Consider the following 24159-nt stretch of genomic DNA (forward strand, 5'->3'; position numbering starts at 1 on the left):
CTGACATTCTAATAAGGATATTCAAACTGAAGGCCTGTCGTACTTACGACAGGCCTTTTTTCGTTAGTGCAATTAACAATCAAAATTTAATATAGAACGACAATGAAAACTTATCAGGTAAACAAAGAAGGTTATTATGGCGAATTTGGCGGGGCCTATATTCCCGAAATCCTTCATCGCTGTGTGGAAGAGTTAAAAAATGCCTATTCCAAAGTATTGGAAAGTGAAGGATTCAAAAAAGAATTCCACCAGTTACTACACGACTATGTGGGACGCCCTTCACCTCTATACCTGGCAAACCGGCTAAGCGAACAATACGGCTGTAAAATCTACCTGAAACGTGAAGATTTGAACCACACCGGAGCACACAAAATCAACAATGCCATCGGCCAGGTGTTACTGGCAAAACGTATGGGGAAAAAACGTATCATTGCAGAAACCGGAGCTGGACAGCATGGTGTGGCCACCGCCACGGTATGCGCTTTGATGAACATGCAATGCATTGTTTACATGGGCAAGACCGATGTAGAACGCCAGCATATCAATGTAGAAAAGATGAAAATGCTGGGAGCCGAAGTCCGCCCGGTCACTTCCGGCAACATGACACTGAAAGATGCTACAAACGAAGCCATCCGCGATTGGTGTTGCCACCCTGCAGATACTTACTATGTCATCGGCTCTACCGTAGGCCCTCATCCCTACCCTGATATGGTGGCACGTCTGCAATCCGTTATCAGCGAAGAAATCAAAAAGCAGCTGAAAGAACAGGAAGGAAGGGAATATCCCGATTACTTGATGGCTTGTGTAGGAGGAGGAAGCAATGCGGCAGGAACCATTTATCACTATATAGATGATGAACGTGTGCAGATTGTCCTGGCCGAAGCAGGAGGCAAAGGCATAGACACCGGTTTCTCGGCCGCTACCATCCAACTGGGGAAAATGGGAATTATCCACGGAGCAAAGACCTTGGTTATCCAAAACGAGGACGGACAAATAGAGGAACCTTACTCCATCTCTGCCGGTCTGGATTATCCGGGCATAGGCCCCATGCATGCCAATCTAGCCAAACAGCAACGCGCTTTGGTACTCGCCATAAACGATGATGAAGCCATCCGTGCCGCATTTGAACTGACCCGGCTGGAAGGTATTATTCCTGCATTGGAATCGGCTCATGCATTGGGAGCACTGGACAAAATGAGATTCAAGCCAACGGATATAGTGGTTCTCACCGTATCAGGACGCGGAGATAAGGATATTGAAACCTACTTGAAAGAATCCAGCACAAGGGCCTCCCTGCAATAACACATAGAAACCCACGAGAGTAAAAATCTTATACGGACAACTATAAACAGAAAAGAAACAATGAAAACTTTTACCTATACCACCCGATACAAAACCATACTGGGTGACCTACATACACCGGTCAGTACTTATCTGAAAGTACGCGACATTTTCCCACAGAGTGCGCTGATGGAAAGTTCCGACTATCATGGAAGTGAGAACAACCGTTCTTTCATCGGACTGAATCCTGTAGCCAGCATCGGAATCAACCATGGCATAGCCACTGCCACCTACCCTGACGGCAGCATGGAAGAACATCCCATCACCGAACATTTCCGGGCAGACCATGCGATCTCCGATTTTCTGAATCGTTTCAAGGTAAGCGGAGAATACAACAACTACTGCGGACTGTATGGTTATACCACGTTCAATGCCGTACGCTACTTCGAACATATCAATGTAAAAGACAGCCGTGACCCTAAGAACGATGCTCCGGATATGTTGTATATCTTATATAAATACCTGATCGTCTTCAATGACTTCCGCAATGAAATGTTATTACTGGAAATGTTGCAGGACGGTGAGGACAGCCATCTGGATTATGTGGAAAAAGCAATCCACAACCGTAACTATACCACTTACGACTTCCGTGCCGTGGGCGAAACTACCAGCACCCTGACCGATGAAGAGCATAAGGCGAACATCCGCAAAGGCATTGCCCACTGTATGCGCGGTGATGTTTTCCAAATCGTCCTTTCACGCCGTTTTATCCAACGTTACGAAGGAGATGATTTCAAACTTTACCGTGCTTTACGCAGCATCAACCCGTCCCCCTACTTATTTTACTTCGATTTCGGGGGCTTCCGTATTTTCGGTTCCTCTCCCGAGACCCACTGTAAAATAGAAAACGGACGTGCCACCATCGACCCTATCGCCGGAACCACCCGCCGCAACGGAGACAAGAAAATAGATGCTGAACTCACCGCCAACCTATTGGCTGATCCCAAAGAAAATGCAGAACACGTAATGCTGGTAGATCTGGCACGCAATGACTTGAGCCGCAATTGTCACGATGTACAAGTAGAATTTTACAAAGAAGCTCAATATTACAGCCACGTCATTCATCTGGTAAGCCGGGTCAGTGGCGAACTGAACCCCAAAGCCAATCCCATCAAAGCATTTATTGATACTTTCCCGGCCGGAACTCTGAGTGGCGCTCCGAAGGTAAAAGCCATGCAACTGATCAGCGAATACGAACCTCACAGCCGTGGAGCCTATGGAGGTTGCATCGGATTTATCGGGCTGAACGGCACATTGAACCAAGCTATTACCATTCGTACATTCGTCAGCCGCAACAACGAACTATGGTTTCAAGCCGGTGGCGGCATCGTAGCTAAGAGCAATGAAGAGTACGAGTTACAAGAAGTAAACAACAAACTGGGAGCACTTAAAAAAGCAATCATCCTGGCAGAACAAATGTAAAAACGAATCATTATGAAAACAGTAATTATAGACAACTATGACTCATTTACCTACAACTTGAGTCATTTGGTAAAAGAACTGGGAGCCGAAGTTACCGTATTACGTAACGATGCTTTCCAACTGGAAGAATTGGAAAAATTCGATAAAATCATTCTTTCACCCGGTCCCGGTATTCCATCAGAAGCAGGCCTGCTGCTCGAAGTAATTAAAAGATATGCCGGCAAGAAACCGATTCTGGGTGTATGCTTGGGAGAACAGGCCATAGGAGAAGCTTTTGGCGGCAAACTGACCAATCTGAGCGAAGTATTTCATGGCGTACAGACCCCCATCTCAATTAAAAAGAATCAATTAAAAGACAAAGGAGAGAAAACCGATTACATTTTCAACGGACTGCCGGATGAAGTGCCGGTAGGACGTTATCACTCATGGGTGGTAGATACGGACGGTTTCCCTGAGTGCCTTGAAATAACCGCAGTAAGCCGGGAAGGTCTCGTTATGGCATTGAAACATAAAGAATACGATATCCACGGCATCCAGTTTCATCCCGAATCCGTACTAACCCCCGATGGTAAAACCATGATAGCCAACTTTCTAAACGCATAAACCAAACCGTACATAATAAATATGAAAGCTATATTATCCCGCCTCTTCAATCACGAGGAACTGACCCGAAAAGAAGCAAAGAATTTGCTGCTCAACATAACCCGGGGAATGTATAACGACGCACAGATAGCCGCTCTGCTGACCGTTTTCCAAATGCGCGGCATCAAAGTAGAAGAATTGATAGGTTTCCGTGAAGCATTGCTCACCACCCGCATACCTATAGACTTTTCCGCTTACACCCCTATTGATATTGTAGGTACAGGCGGTGATGGAAAAAATACCTTCAACATCTCTACTTGCGCCTGCTTCATTGTAGCGGGAGCCGGATATCATGTTGCCAAACATGGCAACTATGGCGCGACTTCCGTCAGCGGAGCCAGCAATGTCATCGAACAACACGGCGTAAAATTCACTAATAATCCGGATAAGCTGACCCGTTCTATGGAAGAATGTGGAATGGTCTATATGCATGCCCAGTTGTTCAATCCTGCCATGAAAAGTGTAGGCCCTGTCCGCAAAGCACTGCAAGTACGTACCATATTCAACCTGCTAGGTCCGCTGGTTAATCCATGTCTTCCGGCTTACCAACTTCTAGGGGTCGCCGATCTGCCGCAAATGCGCCTTTACACCAACGTATTCCAGAAACTAGGCATTGGCTTTGCCGTAGTAAACAACCTGGACGGTTACGACGAAATCTCACTGACCGATGAATTCAAAGTGATGACCAATCGCTACGAAACCATCTACAAGCCATCCGAACTGGGTTTCTCCCTTGCCAGACAAGAAGAGCTCTATGGTGGGAACACTCCCGAAGAAGCGTCAAAAATCTTCAATAACGTACTGGAGAACAAAGCCACCAAAGCCCAGACAGACTGTGTGCTGATTAATGCTTCTTTTGCCATACAAGCCATGGAACCGGCCAAACCGATAGAAGAATGCGTGGCCATCGCCCGTGAATCATTGGAAAGCGGAAAAGCATTGAATACATTGAAAAAATTTGTGGAACTGAACAGTTGATTACACACCCAGTATTCCACTACCAAACGCCTCATACAATGACAGATATATTAACAGAAATCATCGCCTGCAAGCAGATCGAGATCGAACTGCAAAAGGCTGCCATCAGCAAAGAAATGCTGATAAACAATTGTAACGAACCCATGCCACGTATCAGTATGCGTGCCAGTCTTGCCTCTTCTCCTTACGGCATCATCTCCGAGTTCAAGCGTCGCTCCCCCTCCAAAGGATGGATAAAAGAAGACGCACAGGCAGATACTATTCCTCCCGCTTACGAGGCGGCCGGAGCCTCCGCACTTTCCATCCTCACCGATGAAAAATACTTCGGCGGCACTCTGAAAGATATCCGTTCGGCACGCCCCCACGTGCAACTTCCCATTCTAAGGAAAGATTTCATTATAGATGAATACCAACTTTATCAGGCACGCATCGTAGGAGCGGACGCTATCCTTCTTATAGCCGCCGCTTTGAAGAAAGAGCAATGCAAAGCCCTGGCCCTCAAAGCCCATGAACTGGAACTGGAAGTCCTGCTGGAAATCCACAACGAGCAAGAACTGGAATATATAGACGAGAACATTGACATGGTAGGAGTCAACAACCGTAATCTGGGAAGCTTCCACACAGAGGTGGAAAACTCTTTCCGCCTGGCGGAAAAACTACCCGAAGAAATGCTCCGGATCTCTGAAAGCGGCATCTCCAGCCCCGAAACAGTTAAACAACTCCGAGCTGCCGGCTTCCGAGGCTTCCTGATAGGGGAAAACTTTATGAAAACACCCGCACCTGGAGAAGCCTTAAAAGAATTTATAACCAAACTAGAGAAATGTTAGGATGCAACAACAATGATTATCAAGGTATGCGGTATGCGCGAGCCCGAAAACATACGCGCCATAGAGCAAGCCGGAGCAGACTGGATGGGATTCATCTTCTTCCCCCAGTCTGTCCGCCACGTATCACATCGTCCGGAATACCTGCCGGAACAATGCCGCCGGATCGGAGTCTTCGTCAACGAAAGCAGCGAAAACATCCTGCTGAAAGCACAGGAATTCGGTCTGCACCATATCCAGTTGCATGGCAGGGAAACACCGGAACAATGCCGCAAATTAAAAGCCGCCGGATTAGGAATCATTAAGGTGTTTTCCATTGCACGGGAAATTGACCTGCGACCCGTCGGCTGTTATGAGGGCATTTGCGATTACTTTCTTTTCGACACTGCCTGTTCCGGATATGGCGGTTCCGGCAAAACTTTCAACTGGAATATCCTGCAAGCCTATCGGGGAAAAACGCCTTTCCTGCTGAGTGGCGGCCTCCGTCCCGGCAGCCTTTCCTCTCTGTTGCAGTTCAAACATGAACAGTGGGCAGGCATCGACCTGAACAGCGGATTCGAGACTGCTCCGGCTCTGAAAGACGCCGCCGCCGTCCACACATTTATAAACCAATTAAAACAAAAAATACAATGAACAGAATCAACCAGTTATTCAGTATCAAGCAAAAAGACATCCTCTCTATTTATTTTTGCGCAGGCTTTCCTACTTTAGAAGGTACGGCAAGCACCATCAAAGTCCTGGAAAAAAAAGGGATTAACATGATTGAAATCGGCATTCCTTTCAGTGACCCGATGGCTGACGGTCCCGTTATCCAGCACGCCGCCACCCGCGCCTTGAAAAACGGCATGACACTGAAACTTCTTTTCGACCAACTGAAAGATATCCGTAAAGAAGTACAGATTCCGCTGGTGTTGATGGGATATCTCAATCCCATCATGCAATATGGATTCAAGGATTTCTGCCGCACTTGCCGGGAGACGGGAATCGACGGGGTGATTATCCCCGACTTGCCTTTCAAAGATTATATGGAGGAATATCGTTCCATAGCCGAGGAACAGGATGTGAGAATCATCATGCTCATCACTCCGGAAACCAGCGAAGAACGTATCCGCCTGATTGATGAACACACCGACGGTTTTATCTATATGGTATCTTCCGCCGCTATCACCGGTGCTCAAAAAGATTTCAACGCACAGAAACAAGCCTATTTCCAACGCATCGCCGACATGAATTTACGCAATCCCCGCATGATAGGTTTCGGAATTTCCAATAAACAAACCTTCGAAACCGCATCCGCTCATGCCGCAGGAGCCATCATCGGCAGTAAATTCGTGACCTTATTGGACGAGGAAAACGGGAATGCGGAAAAAGCGGCAGACAAGCTGCTGGAAGCTTTGAAAAACTGATCTTCCACAACCCGTAAACGCAGACGCAGACGCAGCAGACGCAGGCCCTTTTTTCTCACACACGTGCGCGTACATTGTATATGTAAATGTGTATCTATTTTTAATAACCTGTTTTAACTGTCATCAGAGAGGGAGGTCAAAACGAAGATGAACGCTCTGAAAAAGATACAGATTGTAACTGAACAACATAAAAAAGTTGTATCCTTATTCAAATGTAGAGTGAATACGACTCTTTTATTGTCGGTTGAAAGTACAAGTTTCAGATTCAAAGTTCATTTTCTCTAAAATAGGGTCTTCCACCTTACGGTAGTTTATTCTATTTCCCCACCTTGTATTATACGCGCACGTGTGTGAGAAAAAAGGGCCTGCGTCTGCTGCGTCTGCATCTGCGTTTACGGCATTCACTCATAATGCCCTCCTCTTCAAAGCTCACCTGAAAGGCCAGTACGATGAAGGTGAAAGATACAGTACCTTGCAGGCATAAGATTATATATCTTACAAGCATAAGATATATAATCTTACACGTAATCTTTCCATATCTTCCACCCACCCTATCCGGGAAAACCAGCCTCGGTCCATAGAGAAAACATTTTGTTATTTTTCCCTCTTATTTTTGTCATACTTATACATAATTACTATCTTTGTGCCAAAATTAAACAAGAGAAGCGCATGATACAGAGTGAATATCCTTCCGTTTTGCTAATATACACAGGCGGTACGATCGGCATGATTGAAAATCCTGAGACAGGTGCACTAGAAGCCTTTAATTTCGACCAGTTACAAGACAATGTTCCCGAATTGAAGCGGTTCAACTATCGCATCTCCTCTTACCAATTCAATCCCCCCATTGACTCTTCGGATATGGAACCTGCCTTGTGGGCCAAGTTAGTCAAGATCATCAAATACAATTATGATAATTTTGACGGGTTCGTCATTCTGCACGGTACAGACACCATGGCATACACCGCTTCAGCGCTCAGCTTCATGCTGGAAAACCTGAGCAAGCCGGTTATCCTGACTGGCAGCCAGCTGCCCATCGGCATGTTGCGCACCGATGGAAAGGAAAATCTGATCACTTCCATAGAAATAGCCGCTGCCAAACATCCGAACGGCACTGCTATTGTACCCGAAGTATGCATCTTCTTCGAAAACCATCTGTTGCGCGGAAACCGTACCACAAAAATAAATGCGGAGAATTTCAATGCGTTCCGTTCATACAATTTCCCTTCGCTGGCGACAGCAGGCATCCACATAAAATATGAATATGACCGTATTCACAAAGCCGATCCCAATCTGCCATTAAAACCACACTATCTTTATGATACCAATGTAATTATACTGACCCTTTTCCCGGGCATCCAGGAAAACATGATCAGCAATATCCTGCATACACCGGGATTACGCGCAGTGGTATTAAAAACCTACGGTTCGGGCAACGCTCCGCAAAAGCCATGGTTCATCGAACTTCTAAGGGATGCCACTTCACGGGGAATCATCATTGTCAACATCTCCCAATGCTCTACCGGAACAGTGGAAATGGGAAGATATGAAACCGGACTCCATCTGCTGGACGCAGGGGTCATCAGCGGCTACGACAGTACGGTGGAATCCGTTCTAACCAAACTGATGTTCCTTTTGGGACACGGAAAAAGTGAAAGAGAAATACGTTACCAAATGAGTATTCCAGTAGCCGGAGAGTTTACGAAATCATAATTTATTGCGTTCCAATTATTATCCGGCGGGATGATTACAGAATCATTAAAATGGTGTAATCTGCGATGAAAACTTAACGATTTTATAACATGTAATCTTTTTGTAATATTTGTTTCATCAAATAGTAATAAAAATGCTCCATCTTTGCAATGCTGATCAGAAAAGATTAGTTTTGTAGTATTAAAAAGATGGATATATGAACGATTACCGCATTTTAGTAGTTGACGATGAAGAAGATCTATGCGAGATTCTTAAATTCAATTTAGAAAACGAAGGGTATTTTGTGGATACAGCAAACTCCGCCGAAGAAGCCCTGAAGATGGAACTGACCCAATACGACTTGCTGTTGCTGGATGTGATGATGGGAGAAATTTCAGGATTCAAAATGGCGAACATGCTGAAAAAGAATAAAGCTACCGCTTCTATTCCCATTATATTCATCACTGCTAAAGATACTGAAAACGATACTGTGACAGGATTCAACCTGGGAGCCGACGACTATATCTCGAAGCCATTTTCACTGCGCGAAGTTATAGCACGCGTCAAGGCTGTCCTTCGACGTACCAGTCCCACACAGGGAAAAGAAGTGCAGGAACAATTGCAATACAAAGGGCTTTTAGTCGACATCACCAAGAAGAAAGTCAGCATAGACGGTATAGAAATTTCCCTGACAAAAAAAGAATTCGAAATCCTGTTGCTGTTGTTACAAAACAAAGGCCGCGTATTCTCACGCGAAGATATTCTGGCTAAAGTATGGCAAGAGGAAGTCTATGTGCTGGACCGTACCATTGACGTCAACATTACTCGCCTGCGTAAGAAAATAGGCGAATACGGAAAATGCATCGTCACCCGCCTAGGATACGGATACTGTTTTGAATGCGAATAACCTAACCTGTACCTTTCCATGACTATTGAATTATCCAGCCACGTCCTGTCATTCAACAAGAAACTATTCTTGTCGGTAATCTCCTTATTCATAGCATTCGCCATCTGTTTCATGGCATTCCAATATCGCAGGGAGAAGGAATACAAAATAGAGCTGCTGAACACACAACTCCAGAATTACAACGACCGCCTGAATGATTTTCTCCGTGGCAGGGATACGCTGAATATTCAACAATTGGACGACTATGTATGCGAACACACCTTTGAAGATCTACGTGTGACACTGATCAACAAGAATGGTACTGTAATTTATGATAATCTGGAAAAAGATCCCAGCCACTTCGAGAACCACCATAACCGTCAGGAAATAAAAGAAGCCATCACTTATGGCAGCGGCTATTCCATTAACAGACAATCGGAAAGCCTGGGCGGTGAATTTTTCTATTCGGCCAAGTATTATCCTAACCTGGACTATATCATTCGTTCGGCCCTTCCCTATAATGTCAGTCTGATGAGACACTTGAAAGCAGACTCCCATTATGTATGGTTTACACTGATAATCAGCCTGATATTAATAATTATATTCTACCGGTTCACACATAAATTGGGAATGTCTATCACCAAATTGCAACAATTCGCCATGAAAGCCGACCGCAATGAACCGATAGACACTGATATGCAGGATACCTTTCCCAAAAACGAACTGGGCGAGATATCCCAACATATCATCCAAATTTACAAACGTCTGCATCAGGCAAAAGAAGATTTATATATCGAACGCGAGAAACTGATCACCCATCTCCAAATCTCGCACGAAGGTTTAGGCGTATTCAACCACCGCAAAGAAGAGATTCTGGTAAATAACCTGTTCACACAATATGCCAACCTTATCTCAGACAAAAATCTGAGTTCTACGGAAGAAATCTTCTCCATCCCCGAATTGCAGCCCATCACCCGTTTCATCACAAAAAACAAGGAACGCAGTATCGGCAAAGGAGAGAAACGGATGTCATTAAACATAGACAAAAACGGACGTATCTTTGCCGTGGAGTGCATTATCTTTCAAGATGACAGCTTTGAAATCTCCATCAATGACATCACTCAGGAAAAGGAGCAAGCACTTCTGAAAAAACAACTGACACAGAACATTGCCCACGAATTGAAAACCCCTGTAAGCAGCATACAGGGATATCTGGAAACCATAGTAAACAACCCTACCCTGCCCCGTGAGAAAATCAATGCTTTTTTGGAGAGAAGCTATGCACAAAGTAACCGGCTGGCACATCTGTTACGGGATATCTCCGTACTTACCCGCATGGAAGAAGCTCCGAACATGATCGAGACAGAACCGGTAAACCTCACCACCATGATGCGGAATATCCTGAACGAAGTAACTTTGGAACTGGAAGAAAAGCAGATCACTGCCCACAATATGCTGCCTGAAAGACTGACCGTACAAGGCAATTCTTCCCTGCTATATTCCATCTTCCGGAATCTGACGGACAACGCCATTGCATACGCAGGAAGTCATATTTCCGTAACCATCCGCTGTTTCCGTGAAGACGAACGTTTTTACTATTTCAGTTTCTCGGACACAGGCGTAGGAGTAGATCCCGAACATCTAAGCCGTTTGTTCGAGCGTTTCTACCGGGTGGACAAAGGACGTTCACGCAAACTGGGCGGCACAGGCCTGGGACTGGCCATTGTGAAAAACGCTGTCATTCTGCATGGAGGAACCATTTTCGCCAAGAACACCCCCGGTGGAGGTCTGGAATTCATATTTACACTGAGTAAAGAATGAGAAGATGACAAGCACCTGTTTCTAAATTTTCTTCAAAATTTAAACAGGCTCTAAAAAATAAAGAAAGATAATTGTTTTCTTAAATATAAACTGTATCTTTGCGGTGCATCGGTTCATTTATCTCCCCTCCGAGGTGAATGATTAAAAGGGAATCAAGGTGAGAATCCTGAACAGTCCCGCTGCTGTATGTTTCACTAAACGCATAAGCAAAATGCCAATAACCACTGGGATAATTTCCGGGAAGGTGCTTATAGCGGAAACGAGTCAGAAGACCTGCCTGTGCATTTATCAAATCTGAAGCTTTCGAGGAAAGAGCTTGGAACACTGAACGTAAGGGATGCCTTTAATCACATCCGCTATTTTCTCCGTTTCACTGTCCGGAAAAGAGTATCAGGTAAAAAGAACATTTATTTTAAAGTAAACTCTGCCAAGTTTATTTGGAATGCTCAGCCGAAGTGATTCGCCTGAGCATTATTTTATAATCCAAGTCAATACAAAATCGGGATGAGTGACATAACGGACCCGGTAACGTCCCTGCCGGCCTGTACGATATTCGCATGCCTCGAACTCCCCCTCTTCCGACAGGCTGAAAGGAAAAATACGAAGATGACGAATGAAATCCACCTCCTCTACTCCCATCAGTTTGAACAGTGCCTCCTTGGCCGACCAATGGAGCAACAAAGCATAAACTTCATCTCCTTCCATCATTGTGGACTCTTCATCGGAACGAATAAAACGGGAAGCTACTTTCCGCACTCTGGTTCCATACTGCTCTATATCCATTCCCACCTCACAGGAAGAATGAAGCGCCACCGCTACATAACCGCGAGTATGCGAGATGCTGATATACCGGCTTCCATCCTTTAGATAAGGCCTTCCCGAAGAGTAATAAGCTATCTCCTTTTCTTCTCCACACAAAGCCTTCAGCAGCACACGTACCGACAACCATTCATGCTTCCGTTTTTCGGAAAAAACAGCCAGTTTCTCCCTATACCAGTCTTTATGCTCCAATGATGCCAGCAGTTGTTCCGTTGTTTCATCAGACTTCCATATTCCAAGCAGAAATTCCCCTTCGCTATAAGTACGGTATAAAGGCATGATAAAATCTATTTCTTTCCTTCTTCCATTTCCATGGAGTGGGAAGGGTCAATGATAACTTTTACTTTCAAAATGCGGCGCGTATTCATTTCAAGTACCTCAAAATGATAATTCCCGTAATCCAACCGCTCGTGCAATACAGGAAACTCCCCTTTTATTTCCAGCAACAACCCGGCCAAAGTGTCCGCATCTCCTTCCACTTTCTCGAAAAGAGCGGGATCAGCTTTCATAATTTTATAAAAATCGGACAGTAAGGTTTTTGCCTCGAATATATAGGTACGGTCATTCAGTTTCACATACGTACGCTCTTCATCATCGTATTCATCATTAATCTCTCCCACAATCTCCTCGATGATATCCTCCATTGTAACAATACCCGAAGTACCTCCAAACTCATCGACAACGATGGCAATATGGATCTTGTTTGCCTGAAAATCACGCAAAAGGTCATCAATCATCTTTGTTTCAGGCACAAAGTAAGCGGGACGGACCAATGTTTGCCAACGAAAGTTGTCGCCTTTGCCCAAATGAGGAAGCAAATCCTTTATGTAAAGAATCCCCTTTATATTATCCCGCGATTCGGCATATACCGGAATACGGGAATAGGCATTTTCCACGATGCATTTCAACACTTCGGAATAAGGGGTATTGATTTCCAAGTCCACCATATCCAGCCGGGAAGTCATCACTTCCTTGGCCGTTTCCTCACCAAAACGGATAATACCTTCTAGAATATTGCTTTCCTCTGAAATCTCACTCTTGTCCGTCAATTCCAAAGCCTGTGAAAGCTCGTCGACAGAAATATTATAATTCCTTTTTGCCACACATCTGTTCACCAAAAAGGAAGAACGGACCAGCAATGCCGACAAAGGTGAAAAGAATTTCTTTAAAAAAGAAATGGCAGGAGCTGCCTTACGGCAAAACTTCAACGTGTTCTGTGCCGAATAAATTTTAGGCATGATTTCACCGAAAAGCAATAGCAGAAAAGTAAGGACAACCGTTATTAGCAGGAATTCCAGAATCACGGAATTTCCAAAGTGTATGGTGCTGGCAAAAAAATAATTGCACAGCATGATAATGGTTACATTGACAAAATTATTAGAGATAAGAATAGTCGCTAACAAGCGTTCGGAATCATTCAGCAGGGCGCTGATACGCCTGTCCGAAGTATGTTTTCCTTCCTCTATCTCACTTAAATCAACAGGTGAAAGGGAAAAGAAAGCTATTTCCGAAGCAGACACAAAGCCTGAGGCATACAACAATAAAACAGCTAATAAGATAGCTATGATGGCTCCTATGGTAGGAGCCGTTACGGTTACACCGTCAAATAAATCCGCCAAGCGGCATAAATACGAGTCAGGGTCCAAGGAATCTGGTTTTAGTTAAACATCAAGTTCTCTTACTTAAAAAGGTAAATCGTCTGTCAGGCTATTATCCGAAGTTTGCTGTTGTTGCGGAGCTACTTGTGCAGACATCTGCTGCCGGGATACCGCTTGTGCCTGCACATATCCCGTACCCGGTTGCTGTGAGGCGTTACGCGGGGTCAACATCTCCATATTATCAGCAAAAATCTCGACAATGGTGCGTTTTATACCATTCTGATCATCGTATGAACGGCTACGGATTTTTCCTTCTATATAGAGTTTGTCGCCCTTACGGACATATTTTTCCGCAGTTTGAGCCAGCCCTCTCCATAACACGATATTATGCCATTCCGTACGTTCGGGAACCTGTGTTCCATTCTGCAACGTATAGGCACGATCGGTGGTAGCCAACGAGAAAGTGGCAACGGCAATGCCGGTATCCAAATATCTCACATCAGGGTCCTTTCCTACATTTCCAATCAAAATGACTTTATTTACTGACATTCTATTATTCCTTTTTAATTATTAGGCTCCAAAATTAGCGAAAAAAACTGATTCACCAAACGCGATACGGCAAATTTATGCAAATCTTCCACGCTTATTCTCTGATACTTCGCAAAAGAAGCCGAATTCTCAGGGAGAATCACTTCATAAAAATTTGCGTAAATCACCCGGTGGGACAACACGTGCTTCACCCCTTTCCGCACCAGCCGCACTATGGGCTCCTCTCCCCCGGACAGCATCCCGCGAAACTGTGGCGATGCATACAGTTCCTCTTCCGTCCATTCACGATCTGTTTCTACCAAAGGCGGTTCATACAAATTTTTCCATATATCATTTCCGCTGCGCTTATGTATAAAGGTATACGCGCCCATGCGTACATATATATAATTAAAATAACGATTGGTCACCTTGATTTTATGTTGCTTCACAGGCAAAAAGCTGGCAATCCCCTTCAGGCGCGCCACACAAGAATCGCTTAGCGGACAAAACAGGCAGTCGGGCGCCACCGGAGTACACTGCAAAGCTCCAAAATCCATGATAGCCTGGTTATAGAGACCGGGACACTCACAGTCCAGCAACTCATCGGCAATCCGGACAAACAGTTTCTTTCCTTCCGTCGAATCAATGGGAGTATCAATGCCCAACCAGCGGGACAGTACCCGGTACACATTACCATCCACCACAGCGTATGGCATATCGTAAGCAAATGAACAAATAGCCGCCGCCGTATATTCCCCCACTCCTTTCAAAGCACGCACCCCGGCGTATGTTACAGGAAACCCTCCTGCCTCTGCCATCCTTCTGGCCGCAGCATGCAAATTTCTCGCACGAGAATAGTACCCCAGCCCCTGCCAATATTTCATCACCTCATCCTCATCGGCTGCAGCCAGTGCGAACACATCAGGAAAACGAGTCACGAAACGTTGATAGTAATCATATCCCTGAGCCACACGGGTTTGTTGTAGAATAATCTCCGAAATCCATATCAAATAAGGATTTTTTGTCCTTCTCCACGGCAAATCACGTCCGTTTTCCCTGTACCAATCTATCAATTTTCTGCTAAAATTCTCCATATCAGTATTATATAAAAGTACATTCTATGCAATATTTCCGCAAAAGTAAACCAAGAAAATGGAAGAAGATGCTTTTTTTAGGAAATTTATTCTGAATATATTTCTTAAAGAGGGAGAAAAGCTATATATTTGCAGTCCAAAAAATTAAGATATAAGTATAACAATAATTATTTAGCGAAATGACTAAAGCAGATATCGTAAACGAAATTACGAAAAATACCGGTATTGACAAGGTGACAGTGTTAACCACACTTGAGGCTTTCATGGATACAGTAAAGGATTCATTGTCTAAAGAGGAAAATGTGTACCTGCGTGGTTTTGGAAGTTTTGTAGTAAAGAAAAGAGCTCAGAAGACTGCTCGCAATATTTCAAAGAACACTACAATCATTATTCCGGAGCACAATATTCCGGCATTTAAACCAGCTAAGACATTTACATTATCAGTAAAGAAATAATAAACAAGAGTATTAACCCATAAAATTTGAAGCTATGCCAAGCGGAAAGAAGAAGAAAAGACACAAAATGTCTACTCACAAGCGTAAAAAAAGACTAAGAAAGAACAGACATAAAAGCAAAAAATAATTTGTAGTCTGTCTGTGACGACAAATAAAGAACAAACCTTGCAAAGCAACAAAAGTCTTTCGGGTTTGTTCTTTGTTTAATGAGGAAAGTGAACAATTTAAGAATACAAAAGTGACAAGCGAACTAGTAGTAGACGTACAACCCAAAGAGATTTCCATCGCACTCCTTGAAGATAAAGCGTTGGTGGAATTTCAGAAAGAAGGGAGAAGTGCTTCCTTCAATGTGGGAAATATGTATTTGGGACGGGTAAAGAAACTGATGCCCGGCCTTAATGCCTGTTTCGTGGATGTCGGCTTTGAAAAAGATGCTTTTCTTCATTATCTAGACCTAGGTCCTCAATTTCATTCTTATCAGAAGTATCTGAAGCAAGTTTTAAGCGACCGTAAAAAACTTTTTCCCATCACAAAAGCTACTATGCTGCCTGATATCGAAAAGGAAGGGACGGTTTCAACCACCCTCCAGCAAGGTCAGGAAGTTATTGTGCAGATTGTAAAGGAACCTATCTCGACCAAGGGGCCCAGACTAACCTGCGAATTGTCATTCGCCGGACGTTATTTGGTATTAATCCCTTTCAACGACAAGGTTTCGGTATCACAAAAAATTAAATCGAGCGAAGAACGCGCCCGTCTGAAACAGTTATTGCAAAGCATCAAACCGAAAAACTTCGGAGTGATTGTACGCACCGTAGCGGAAGGCAAAAGGGTGGCCGAGCTTGATGCAGAGCTTAAAGTCTTGCTGAAACATTGGGAAGAAACAATCACTAAAGTACAGAAGGCTCCCAAACTGCCGGCATTAGTATACGAAGAGACCAGCCGCACGGTAGCCATGTTGCGCGATCTTTTCAATCCGTCTTATGAGAACATCTATGTGAACGATGAAACGGTGTTCCATGAGATTAAGGATTATGTATCACTTATCGCCCCTGAACGGGCCGAAATCGTAAAACTGTACAAAGGTCAGCTTCCCATATTCGACAACTTCGGTATTACCAAACAAATCAAATCCTCTTTCGGAAAAACCATTTCGTATAAGAGTGGAGCTTACCTGATTATTGAACACACAGAAGCGCTTCATGTAGTGGATGTCAATAGCGGAAACCGCTCCAAATCTGCCAACGGGCAGGAGGCTAACGCATTGGATGTAAACCTGGGTGCCGCCGACGAACTGGCACGCCAGTTAAGATTGCGTGATATGGGTGGCATTATCGTGGTTGACTTCATTGACATGAATCTAGCAGAGAACCGGCAGAAACTGTACGAACGTATGTGCCAAAACATGCAGAAAGACAGAGCAAAACATAACATTCTGCCCCTCAGTAAATTTGGATTGATGCAAATTACCCGCCAACGCGTGCGTCCTGCCATGGATGTCAACACCAATGAAACCTGCCCCACCTGCTTCGGGAAAGGTAGCATAAAGCCATCCATCCTTTTCACGGATACTTTGGAGAGTAAGATTGATTACCTAGTCAACAAATTGAAGATAAAGAGATTTACGCTGTACATCCATCCGTACATCGCAGCATACGTGAACCAGGGACTGGTTTCCCTGAAGCGCAAATGGCAAATGAAGTACGGATTCGGAATAAAGATTATCCCCGACCAAAGTCTGGCCTTCCTGCAATATCGGTTCACCGATGTTCACGGTGAGGAGATAGACATGAAAGAGGAAATTGAAATCAAGTAAAAGAAAAGGGAGTGATCGTGAGTCACTCCCTTTCTTTATTTCACTACTTTGGTATTCAAGGCTTGATTTCGAAATTCCACAAACTCGAACAACTTGTCACATTCTGCCGATTATAACTTGCCCAACCATCAACAAAACTGGCAAAACAACAGACCATCTGCTGCCTCTACTTTATTTGCCTTGCTTATAGTCTTTCACTATTCCCTCCGCAATCCAATTTGCCAATGCCTGACGGTTATTCTTCAGAACCAGCCGCTGTTGGTCACGCTTGTTCCGGATATTTCCCAATTCCAGAAACACCGCTACAGGAGTAGTATTACGCAATACATACAAATTACGTTCACTCACCGTCCCGCGAAAACCACGGTTGGGCTGATGCTTGTCATATTTCTTATCAAAGGTACGGTGCAAGTTGTTGGCCAACCGCTTGCCCTTTATACTCTTAGGAGCGTTATAAAAAAACACATCCGTCTGCTGTCCCTGGCTGCGACTGTCCACATGAATAAATACAGCTCGTTTGTAATTGCTCTTATCCTTCCGATATAGTTTATTCACCCAGTCACAACGTTGCTTCAAACGAGCCACCTGATTCAAGGGAATAGGGTCTCCCATGCAAGTTTCACGCTTACTGTTTGCCAGGACATGACCGTCACGAATACCATCCTTCTTATCTTGAATGATAATATGTACCTTCGCACCGCGTGACAACAACTCACGTGCCAACCGCAGAATAATATCGTATGCATACTCATCCTCATGCAACTGACGCCCCTGATAGATACCGATGGCCCCAGGATCAGGACCTCCGTGCCCACTCACCAAATAAAAACAAGCTCCGCTTAATTCATTAGATGTAATCTGATAGGTGGCATACTCCTTTCCAAATAAAGACTCCTTGCCGGTACGAGGCTTTTTCTTTGCCAGAAGCGGTGATAGAACAAAAAATAAAAATGTAACAAATAGTACCGATACCCTCATTGCCTGTTATTTTTCTCCCAACATTTCATCTATCTTCTTGCACAAAGAAGAAAATTCCTCTTCATTGTACAAACGGGTCAGCATGACAATCTTGCCCGCTTTGTCAATCAACACATTACGGGTGATACCCGCCTTACGATCCGCATATCTGGCAAAAATATCAGCCCCCGGATCAAGGGCCAACGGATAGGTCACGCCGGTACGTTTGGCAAAAGCCACTACAGTTTCCAAAGGTTCGTCCCGATCCACTCCAAAGAGAGCAAACGCTTTATTATCCTTATGTTTCAACCAGATATCTTTTTCAATAAAAGGCATCTCCTTTCGGCAAACTCCACACCAACTGGCAGTGAACTGAAGCATCACTACCTTGCCACGCAAATCAGAGAGTTTTACTTTCTGTCCGTCTGTCAGCTCCATTTCAAAATCGGGAGCCATATCCCCTACCTTTACTATATAACCAGCATTATCAGGAGTAACCTGTTGTGCCTTCACCGGCTGGCTCAGCAAACATGCGCAAACCAGCAACATCAGACTCATAAACTTCTTCATCGTTATTCTCTATTTTTATATATTCGCTACAAAGATAGGCTATTCCATCATTTTTATGTAATTCTGGAAGATTTTTATAACCACTTTATTAGCAAGCAGTTCTGAGGATAAGGTAAAAATGAGGTAATGATTTGGCAACCCTGTCTATTTCTACGTTCTGCTGTGAGTTGCTGTCAATGTCTCTCGTCTTGGTACAAAAGTAGCAATAAAAATCGGATACACATCAAAATGTCCCATGATTTTTATCACAGGACGTTTTTTATCTTCGCTGAATAATCCGGTTTAACCGTTACTTCTATTTTCGGCAAGTTGCGGGCTATGATTGCTGAAATTTATACTTTAATCCATACTCTTCCAACTTGCTATACAGCGTTGTACGTCCGATTCCGAGCAATTCGGCGGCAACCTTGCGGTTTCCGTTTGCCTGCTTCAACGCGCGTAAGATGCGTTCCTTGTCCTCCGCATCGTTTCGCAAGGCGAAGCTGACAGGTGAGGTCGGTTTCGTTACGGCAAGTTCCAGATGCTCTTTCATGACAACTCCCGTCTGTGCCTGCAACACCGCGCCCATTATCTTCTGCCGAAGCTCACGGACATTACCCGGCCACGGATGGGTCAGCAATGTCTTACGGGCTTCCGCATCGAACCCAGTCACGCTACATTCGAATTCATTGTTGGCAATCTCACGGAAGAACTCCGCCAACGGCATGATGTCCTCCTGACAGTCACGCAAGGGCGGAACAGTTATCTCGAAGTCGTGCAAACGGTACAGCAAATCCTGTCGGAAACGTTTTTCAATGACCGCTTTCTCCAGATCCTCGTTGGTGGCGGCGATGATGCGGACATTGAAGCTCTTGTCCGTCTTGTCACCTATAGGGCGGTATCTCCGTTCCTGTATGGCACGGAGTAACATCTGCTGGGTTTCCAATGCGAGATTGCCTACCTCATCCAAGAACAATGTGCCACCCTCTGCCTCATTGAAGTATCCTTTCTTTGTGCTGTCCGCACCCGTAAACGCGCCTTTGACATGTCCGAAGAATGCCGAGGGCGCAAGGTCTTTGGAGAGTGAACCGCAGTCCACAGGCACAAACGGTTTCCCTGCCCTTTTGCTCTTATCATGCAGATGGTGGGCGATATGCTCCTTGCCCGTGCCGTTCTCTCCGAATATCAGCACGCTCATATCAGTAGGGGCAACTAATCTTATCTGTTGCATGATTTTCTGAAAGGCGGAACTGTCACGGGCAAAAACGGGCATACGATTTCGTCCGATACTCCGTTCTTTCAGGATGGTATGAAGCAGAGGCATAAGTTTATCCTCCACAAGCTGCTTGGGGATATAGTCCAGCGAGCCGAGTTCCATACTTTCGACTGCCGTATGCACTTCGGCATAGTTGGTCATGATGATTAACGGTTGTGTCATGCCTTCCTTGCGCATCCATCGTAATAGGTCGATGCCGTCACCGTCGGGTAGTCGTAGGTCAGAAACCACGATGTCCCCGTCTGAGGCTTGTTGCAGAAGTTTCTTCGCGGTCGAGAGGTGGTAAGCCTGCACGGTACGGAATCCTTCCCGTGCCAGCAGGTTGCAGACAAACTCGCAATACACGATATTGTCCTCCACCACGATGATTCTTGTTTTATCCATTTTCGTATTTTTCCTTTATTCTTTTGCCTGCCGGATAATTTCAGCACCTTTATCCAGCACAGCCGGTCACCGCTTTGCATATCGCTTCGTCATCTGGAGTGGCACTTCCATGAAGTTGGGCGTAAAGTTCCCTCAATGGCTGGTCGGCACGGAGAATCTGCCATGAACTTCGCAGATGGTGTGTAAGTGTGTCCAGTTCTTGGAGGTCTTTACGCTGTTCTGCATTCTTGACCGCCTGCATTTCCTTTTCGGTTTCCGCTATCAGTTTGTCCAGCATGACGGATTCATTGCCATAAGATAGCAGAGTGGAAAAATCCGGCTTTTCATCCAATATGCTGCTTAATGCGCATTTATCCGTAATCTCCATCAGTTCGGATATGGAGAACGGCTTGAACAGGCATCCGGCAAATCCACGCCCTATAAGTTCCTCCTTGCTGCAACTGCCCGAAGCGGTTGTCACGACTATGGGAATACTCTTCGAGTTGCCTACATTGGATGAGCGCAACAGTTCCAGCAGTTCAAAACCGCTTATCTCAGGCATATTCAGATCCGTCAGAAGCAGGCTGTATTCCTTTTTTCGTATCAGCTCCATCAGTACCGAAACATTGGTACAGGTATCGCAGTGCATCCCTTCATGGGCATACATTTCTTTCAACATAAGGAGAAGTACCTCGTCATTGTCGATGGCAATCACATCATGGCAGATATGATTATGGCGCATTTGCGCTTGAATTGTCTGTTCCGGCAGTTCCTCGGCTGTCTGCATGGGAATTTCCACCGTGAAGCGGCTCCCTTTGCCTTTCTCGCTTTCCAAGCGTATAGTTCCACCGAGCATCGCCACAATACGCTGCACGATGGACAATCCTAATCCGAAGCCGTCTTTTGCGGCGGCATTTGAAAGACGTTCAAATGCACCGAATACTCGTTGTTGCTCATCTTCGGTCATGCCCGTACCGGTATCTTCAACGATAAGTTTCAGCAAACCGTTATCATAATCCGCTGCCAATGATACACTACCGTTATCCGTGAACTTGATGGCGTTTGACAACAAGTTGTTGCCGATTTGCAGGATACGTTCCTTGTCGGTCAAAACCACCGCATCGGTGTGGCTCTCCACTATCAAAGTCAGCCCCTTGTTCATGGCAATGGGCATGAACTCCGTTTCAAGAATATGCGTGATTGCGGAAATCCTGCAAGGGGAAAGGTTGGGTTGCTCCTTGCCGTTGTCCAGACGGAAGAAATCCAGCAGCGTGTTGAGCATCTCCCGCATACGCTCGGAAGATTGCCGGATATTATCCACATACATGGTGCTTTTATCCGCGCTACAACTTTTCTGCATCAGTCCGGCATAGCCTCATTTTGTCAATCGTATTTTTTCGTGGTAGAAGTAGTTTACGATGACAGGTTTGCCTTTTTCCGAGCGTCCGTATGGCAGATCGTTTATACGATACGGGAAGCCCTGCTCCTTGGCGTAATTTGAAATGTCCTGCTCCAATGCCTGCCAGTATTCAAGCCTTTTTTTATTGTAAATTTCCTCGTAAAGCGGTATGAGGTCAGGATACTTCTCACGGATATACGTCATTATCCCGCCTTTGAACTGCCCGCGTAAATTCAGGTTTTCAAGCCAGATTAAATCAGCATAATCTTTTACCTCCTCTATTATTGCCTTCACGTCTGTTATTCTGGGGAATATGGGCGAGACGAAGCATACGGTGCGGATACCTGCCTCGTATGTCTGACGCATCGCTTTCAGACGGCGTTCAATGCTTACGGCGTTGTCCATATCTGCGCAGAACTGCTCGTCGAGCGTATTGACAGACCATGACACAGTCACTTTGGGAAAACTCTTCAACAGGTCGAGATCGCGAAGGACAAGATCGGACTTTGTGCATATCATAATCTCGGCATCGCTTCCTCGCAGCTCTTCGAGCAGCCTTCGGGTACGGTGGAATTCTTCTTCATACGGATTGTAACCGTCCGTCACAGACCCTATTACAACACGTTCACCGTCGTATTTATGAGGATTCGTTATCGGCTTCCAGTTTTTTACATCTAAAAACGTACCCCACGGCTCGGTGTGCCCGGTGAACCGTTTCATGAACGATGCGTAGCAATACCTGCAGGCGTGGGGACACCCTACATAAGGGTTGACCGAATATCCTCCCACCGGCAGAGAGGATTTGGTCATTACACTCTTTACATCTATTTCCTTTATTGTATCCATATTCATTGTATTCGTCTGGTAAATTGTTCCGGCAATTCCTGAATCATTCTTTCGTCGCCCATAATCGGCAGCAAATCCTCTTTCATGAACACCGGTATGCCATGAGCCTTTGCCTGTTCTGCAATGCTAAGCACCCATTCGGGGCGCGAATATGACTTTCCTTTTCGGTTTCCGGTCTCTGTGCCTATGACAATCCAGTCAATTCCCTCGAAATCAATCTCGCCGATATCATCGAAGAGAGGTTCAAACGTGACATGGTAGTGTCGTGCTTTGATATTCTTTTTCAAATCATCAATCCTCCTTTTCTCGGAACTGCGCGTGACGGTCACGCCCATCCATACGTTCTCGTCGTCAGAGGAGAAACTGATTTTGTCAGGGCGCTTCGTCAGAAAGATATAGGCGTACTGGGGATTGCTGCTGATCCGCTCGAAAATTTCTGCGTTCCATTCAGGCTTCCAATCGGAGAAATCGCTCATTCCTGTCATGAGCCACACATGAGGACGGGACGTATCGATGATGCGCAGTTTTCGTTCCATGTATTCAGGCACGGAAAAGTCGTCGGTAATGTGGAAACGGCGGCAGTTGTTACGGGCATAGCAGTAAGGGCATCCTATAGTGCACCCTACCACTATGTTCATGTTTTTTATCAGGGATTTAATGCAGACACTCATAACACAACTGTTTCTCCATCCTCCGGGATAATCAGCCGGCTCATGTCGGCTTCGTGATGCGTTGCCTCATTGCGCAGAATTGCACGGGTGGTCTGGCAATGGTCGATGGCATCCATGTGTACGGCTATCAGCTTGATATGCGAAGGCAATTCGTCAAGTATCTGCATCACTTCGTTCTCGTCGGGGATGATAGGACCGTCCGTTTTGGAAAATTCGGGAAAGATTGCACCTCCGGAGTTTACCACGATATAGTCAGGATTGAACCGTTCCACGGTGTCTCGGATACATGCTTCCCATCGGCAGTCACCCATTATATAAACGGTCGGGAAGCCCTCGGCTTTTAGCACATAACCTGATACAGGTCCCATCATCTGCCCGATCTGCCCGAAACCATGATGTCCGGTCGTGCGGTAAATGGATATGCCGTCTATTGTTTTTATTTCTTCGATGGGTATCACATTTGTAAATCCGTCGTTTCTGATGGCGTCCGCGTCCTGGGGCTGAACGTAGAAAGGAATTTCTTTGGGCAAATGTGTGGGGACACTCGGCTCGTAATGGTCGATGTGATTGTGGGTCAGGAGCACCATGTCCACGCCTCCGATAATATCCTGAATAGGAATGGTGAGGTGTACCCTCGGTGTTTTATTCACACCGAGGGCCGATATCAAAGTGCCTTTGTCGGCTAAAACGGGGTCAATTAGCATGGTGTGTCCCGCATACCTGATTTTCAAGGTGGCATTGCGCACCAATTGTACTGTGGATGTCTTTTTCATGACTAT

General features: G+C 45.2%; 22 protein-coding genes, 1 pseudogene and 1 riboswitch. Of the genes and pseudogenes, 12 read left to right on the plus strand and 11 right to left on the minus strand.

The genetic code is table 11. The annotated features are described in order from the left end of the window. Positions 1-102 precede the first annotated feature (102 nt). The 10 genes from trpB (at position 103) to GKD17_RS15515 (ending at position 11012) form a co-directional block, all read left to right on the plus strand. Positions 103-1302: a tryptophan synthase subunit beta gene (trpB, locus tag GKD17_RS15470; protein WP_007832148.1), complete on the plus strand. Its 1200-nt coding sequence runs from the start codon at positions 103-105 to the stop codon at positions 1300-1302. Positions 1303-1362: 60 nt separating this feature from the next. Then, entirely contained in the window at positions 1363-2763 is a 1401-nt protein-coding gene (locus GKD17_RS15475) for an anthranilate synthase component I family protein (protein ID WP_007832146.1), read from the plus strand. A 12-nt stretch (positions 2764-2775) separates the two neighbouring features. Further along, on the plus strand, positions 2776-3366 hold the full coding sequence (locus GKD17_RS15480) for an anthranilate synthase component II (RefSeq protein WP_007832144.1): 591 nt from the start codon (positions 2776-2778) through the stop codon (positions 3364-3366). A 21-nt stretch (positions 3367-3387) separates the two neighbouring features. After that, positions 3388-4383 (plus strand): anthranilate phosphoribosyltransferase, encoded by a 996-nt coding sequence (gene trpD, locus GKD17_RS15485; protein ID WP_005839783.1) that lies wholly within the window; start codon positions 3388-3390, stop codon positions 4381-4383. Between the two features lie 38 nt (positions 4384-4421). Next, positions 4422-5210, plus strand: coding sequence for an indole-3-glycerol phosphate synthase TrpC (gene trpC, locus GKD17_RS15490; protein ID WP_007832126.1), 789 nt, complete (start codon positions 4422-4424; stop codon positions 5208-5210). Positions 5211-5222: 12 nt separating this feature from the next. Then, complete coding sequence (locus GKD17_RS15495; protein ID WP_007832125.1) at positions 5223-5840, plus strand: phosphoribosylanthranilate isomerase; 618 nt, start codon at positions 5223-5225, stop codon at positions 5838-5840. Then, positions 5837-6613, plus strand: a complete 777-nt coding sequence (gene trpA, locus GKD17_RS15500) for a tryptophan synthase subunit alpha (protein WP_007832122.1) — start codon at positions 5837-5839, stop codon at positions 6611-6613. Before GKD17_RS15495 ends, trpA begins: the two co-directional genes overlap by 4 nt. 669 nt (positions 6614-7282) lie before the next feature. Next, complete coding sequence (locus GKD17_RS15505; protein ID WP_005839772.1) at positions 7283-8326, plus strand: asparaginase; 1044 nt, start codon at positions 7283-7285, stop codon at positions 8324-8326. 196 nt (positions 8327-8522) lie between these two features. Next, entirely contained in the window at positions 8523-9212 is a 690-nt protein-coding gene (locus GKD17_RS15510) for a response regulator transcription factor (RefSeq protein ID WP_007832119.1), read from the plus strand. An 18-nt stretch (positions 9213-9230) separates the two neighbouring features. Continuing rightward, positions 9231-11012, plus strand: coding sequence for a sensor histidine kinase (locus tag GKD17_RS15515; RefSeq protein WP_007846292.1), 1782 nt, complete (start codon positions 9231-9233; stop codon positions 11010-11012). A gap of 92 nt (positions 11013-11104) precedes the next feature. Further along, positions 11105-11307, plus strand: a riboswitch (cobalamin riboswitch). A 176-nt stretch (positions 11308-11483) separates the two neighbouring features. Here GKD17_RS15515 and GKD17_RS15520 read toward each other — a convergent pair. From GKD17_RS15520 to mutY, 4 genes are read right to left on the minus strand one after another with little or no spacing between them, the layout of a single operon-like run. Beyond that, positions 11484-12110: a 4'-phosphopantetheinyl transferase family protein gene (locus GKD17_RS15520; RefSeq protein WP_007832116.1), complete on the minus strand. Its 627-nt coding sequence runs from the start codon at positions 12108-12110 to the stop codon at positions 11484-11486. An 8-nt stretch (positions 12111-12118) separates the two neighbouring features. Then, positions 12119-13477 (minus strand): gliding motility-associated protein GldE, encoded by a 1359-nt coding sequence (gene gldE / locus GKD17_RS15525; protein WP_007840062.1) that lies wholly within the window; start codon positions 13475-13477, stop codon positions 12119-12121. A gap of 36 nt (positions 13478-13513) precedes the next feature. Then, the gene (locus GKD17_RS15530) at positions 13514-13978 is read right to left on the minus strand and encodes a single-stranded DNA-binding protein (protein ID WP_007832113.1); all 465 of its coding nucleotides are present in this window, start codon (positions 13976-13978) and stop codon (positions 13514-13516) included. A 14-nt stretch (positions 13979-13992) separates the two neighbouring features. Next, entirely contained in the window at positions 13993-15051 is a 1059-nt protein-coding gene (gene mutY / locus GKD17_RS15535) for an A/G-specific adenine glycosylase (RefSeq protein ID WP_007832112.1), read from the minus strand. A gap of 179 nt (positions 15052-15230) precedes the next feature. Between mutY and GKD17_RS15540 the strand changes: the two genes are divergently transcribed. Together GKD17_RS15540 and GKD17_RS15545 are read left to right on the plus strand one after the other, a co-directional pair. Continuing rightward, the gene (locus GKD17_RS15540) at positions 15231-15506 is read left to right on the plus strand and encodes an HU family DNA-binding protein (protein WP_005839749.1); all 276 of its coding nucleotides are present in this window, start codon (positions 15231-15233) and stop codon (positions 15504-15506) included. Positions 15507-15744: 238 nt separating this feature from the next. Continuing rightward, positions 15745-17319 carry an Rne/Rng family ribonuclease gene (locus GKD17_RS15545; RefSeq protein WP_007840057.1) on the plus strand — a complete coding sequence of 525 codons (1575 nt, stop codon included), beginning with the start codon at positions 15745-15747 and terminating at the stop codon, positions 17317-17319. A gap of 171 nt (positions 17320-17490) precedes the next feature. Here the strand turns inward: GKD17_RS15545 and GKD17_RS15550 are convergent, their stop codons facing one another. The 7 genes and pseudogenes from GKD17_RS15550 to GKD17_RS15580 all read right to left on the minus strand — a co-directional run bounded on the left by GKD17_RS15550 (position 17491) and on the right by GKD17_RS15580 (position 24153). Then, a complete protein-coding gene (locus GKD17_RS15550; protein WP_007832110.1) occupies positions 17491-18297 on the minus strand; it encodes an N-acetylmuramoyl-L-alanine amidase family protein in 807 nt (268 codons plus the stop codon). Between the two features lie 6 nt (positions 18298-18303). After that, on the minus strand, positions 18304-18846 hold the full coding sequence (locus GKD17_RS15555) for a TlpA family protein disulfide reductase (RefSeq protein ID WP_007832102.1): 543 nt from the start codon (positions 18844-18846) through the stop codon (positions 18304-18306). A 316-nt stretch (positions 18847-19162) separates the two neighbouring features. After that, complete coding sequence (locus GKD17_RS15560; RefSeq protein ID WP_007832101.1) at positions 19163-20485, minus strand: sigma-54-dependent transcriptional regulator; 1323 nt, start codon at positions 20483-20485, stop codon at positions 19163-19165. Next, a pseudogene (locus tag GKD17_RS15565) lies at positions 20478-21839 on the minus strand (sensor histidine kinase); the annotation flags it as partial. The pseudogene GKD17_RS15565 and the gene GKD17_RS15560, both read right to left, overlap by 8 nt. Continuing rightward, entirely contained in the window at positions 21840-22715 is an 876-nt protein-coding gene (locus GKD17_RS15570; protein ID WP_004329298.1) for a radical SAM mobile pair protein B, read from the minus strand. Beyond that, entirely contained in the window at positions 22712-23380 is a 669-nt protein-coding gene (locus tag GKD17_RS15575; protein WP_032935510.1) for a radical SAM mobile pair protein A, read from the minus strand. Before GKD17_RS15575 ends, GKD17_RS15570 begins: the two co-directional genes overlap by 4 nt. Beyond that, positions 23377-24153 (minus strand): MBL fold metallo-hydrolase, encoded by a 777-nt coding sequence (locus GKD17_RS15580; RefSeq protein ID WP_004329300.1) that lies wholly within the window; start codon positions 24151-24153, stop codon positions 23377-23379. Before GKD17_RS15580 ends, GKD17_RS15575 begins: the two co-directional genes overlap by 4 nt. Positions 24154-24159 lie beyond the last annotated feature (6 nt).

The organism is Phocaeicola dorei (genome assembly GCF_013009555.1).
GTDB classification, from domain to species: domain Bacteria; phylum Bacteroidota; class Bacteroidia; order Bacteroidales; family Bacteroidaceae; genus Phocaeicola; species Phocaeicola dorei.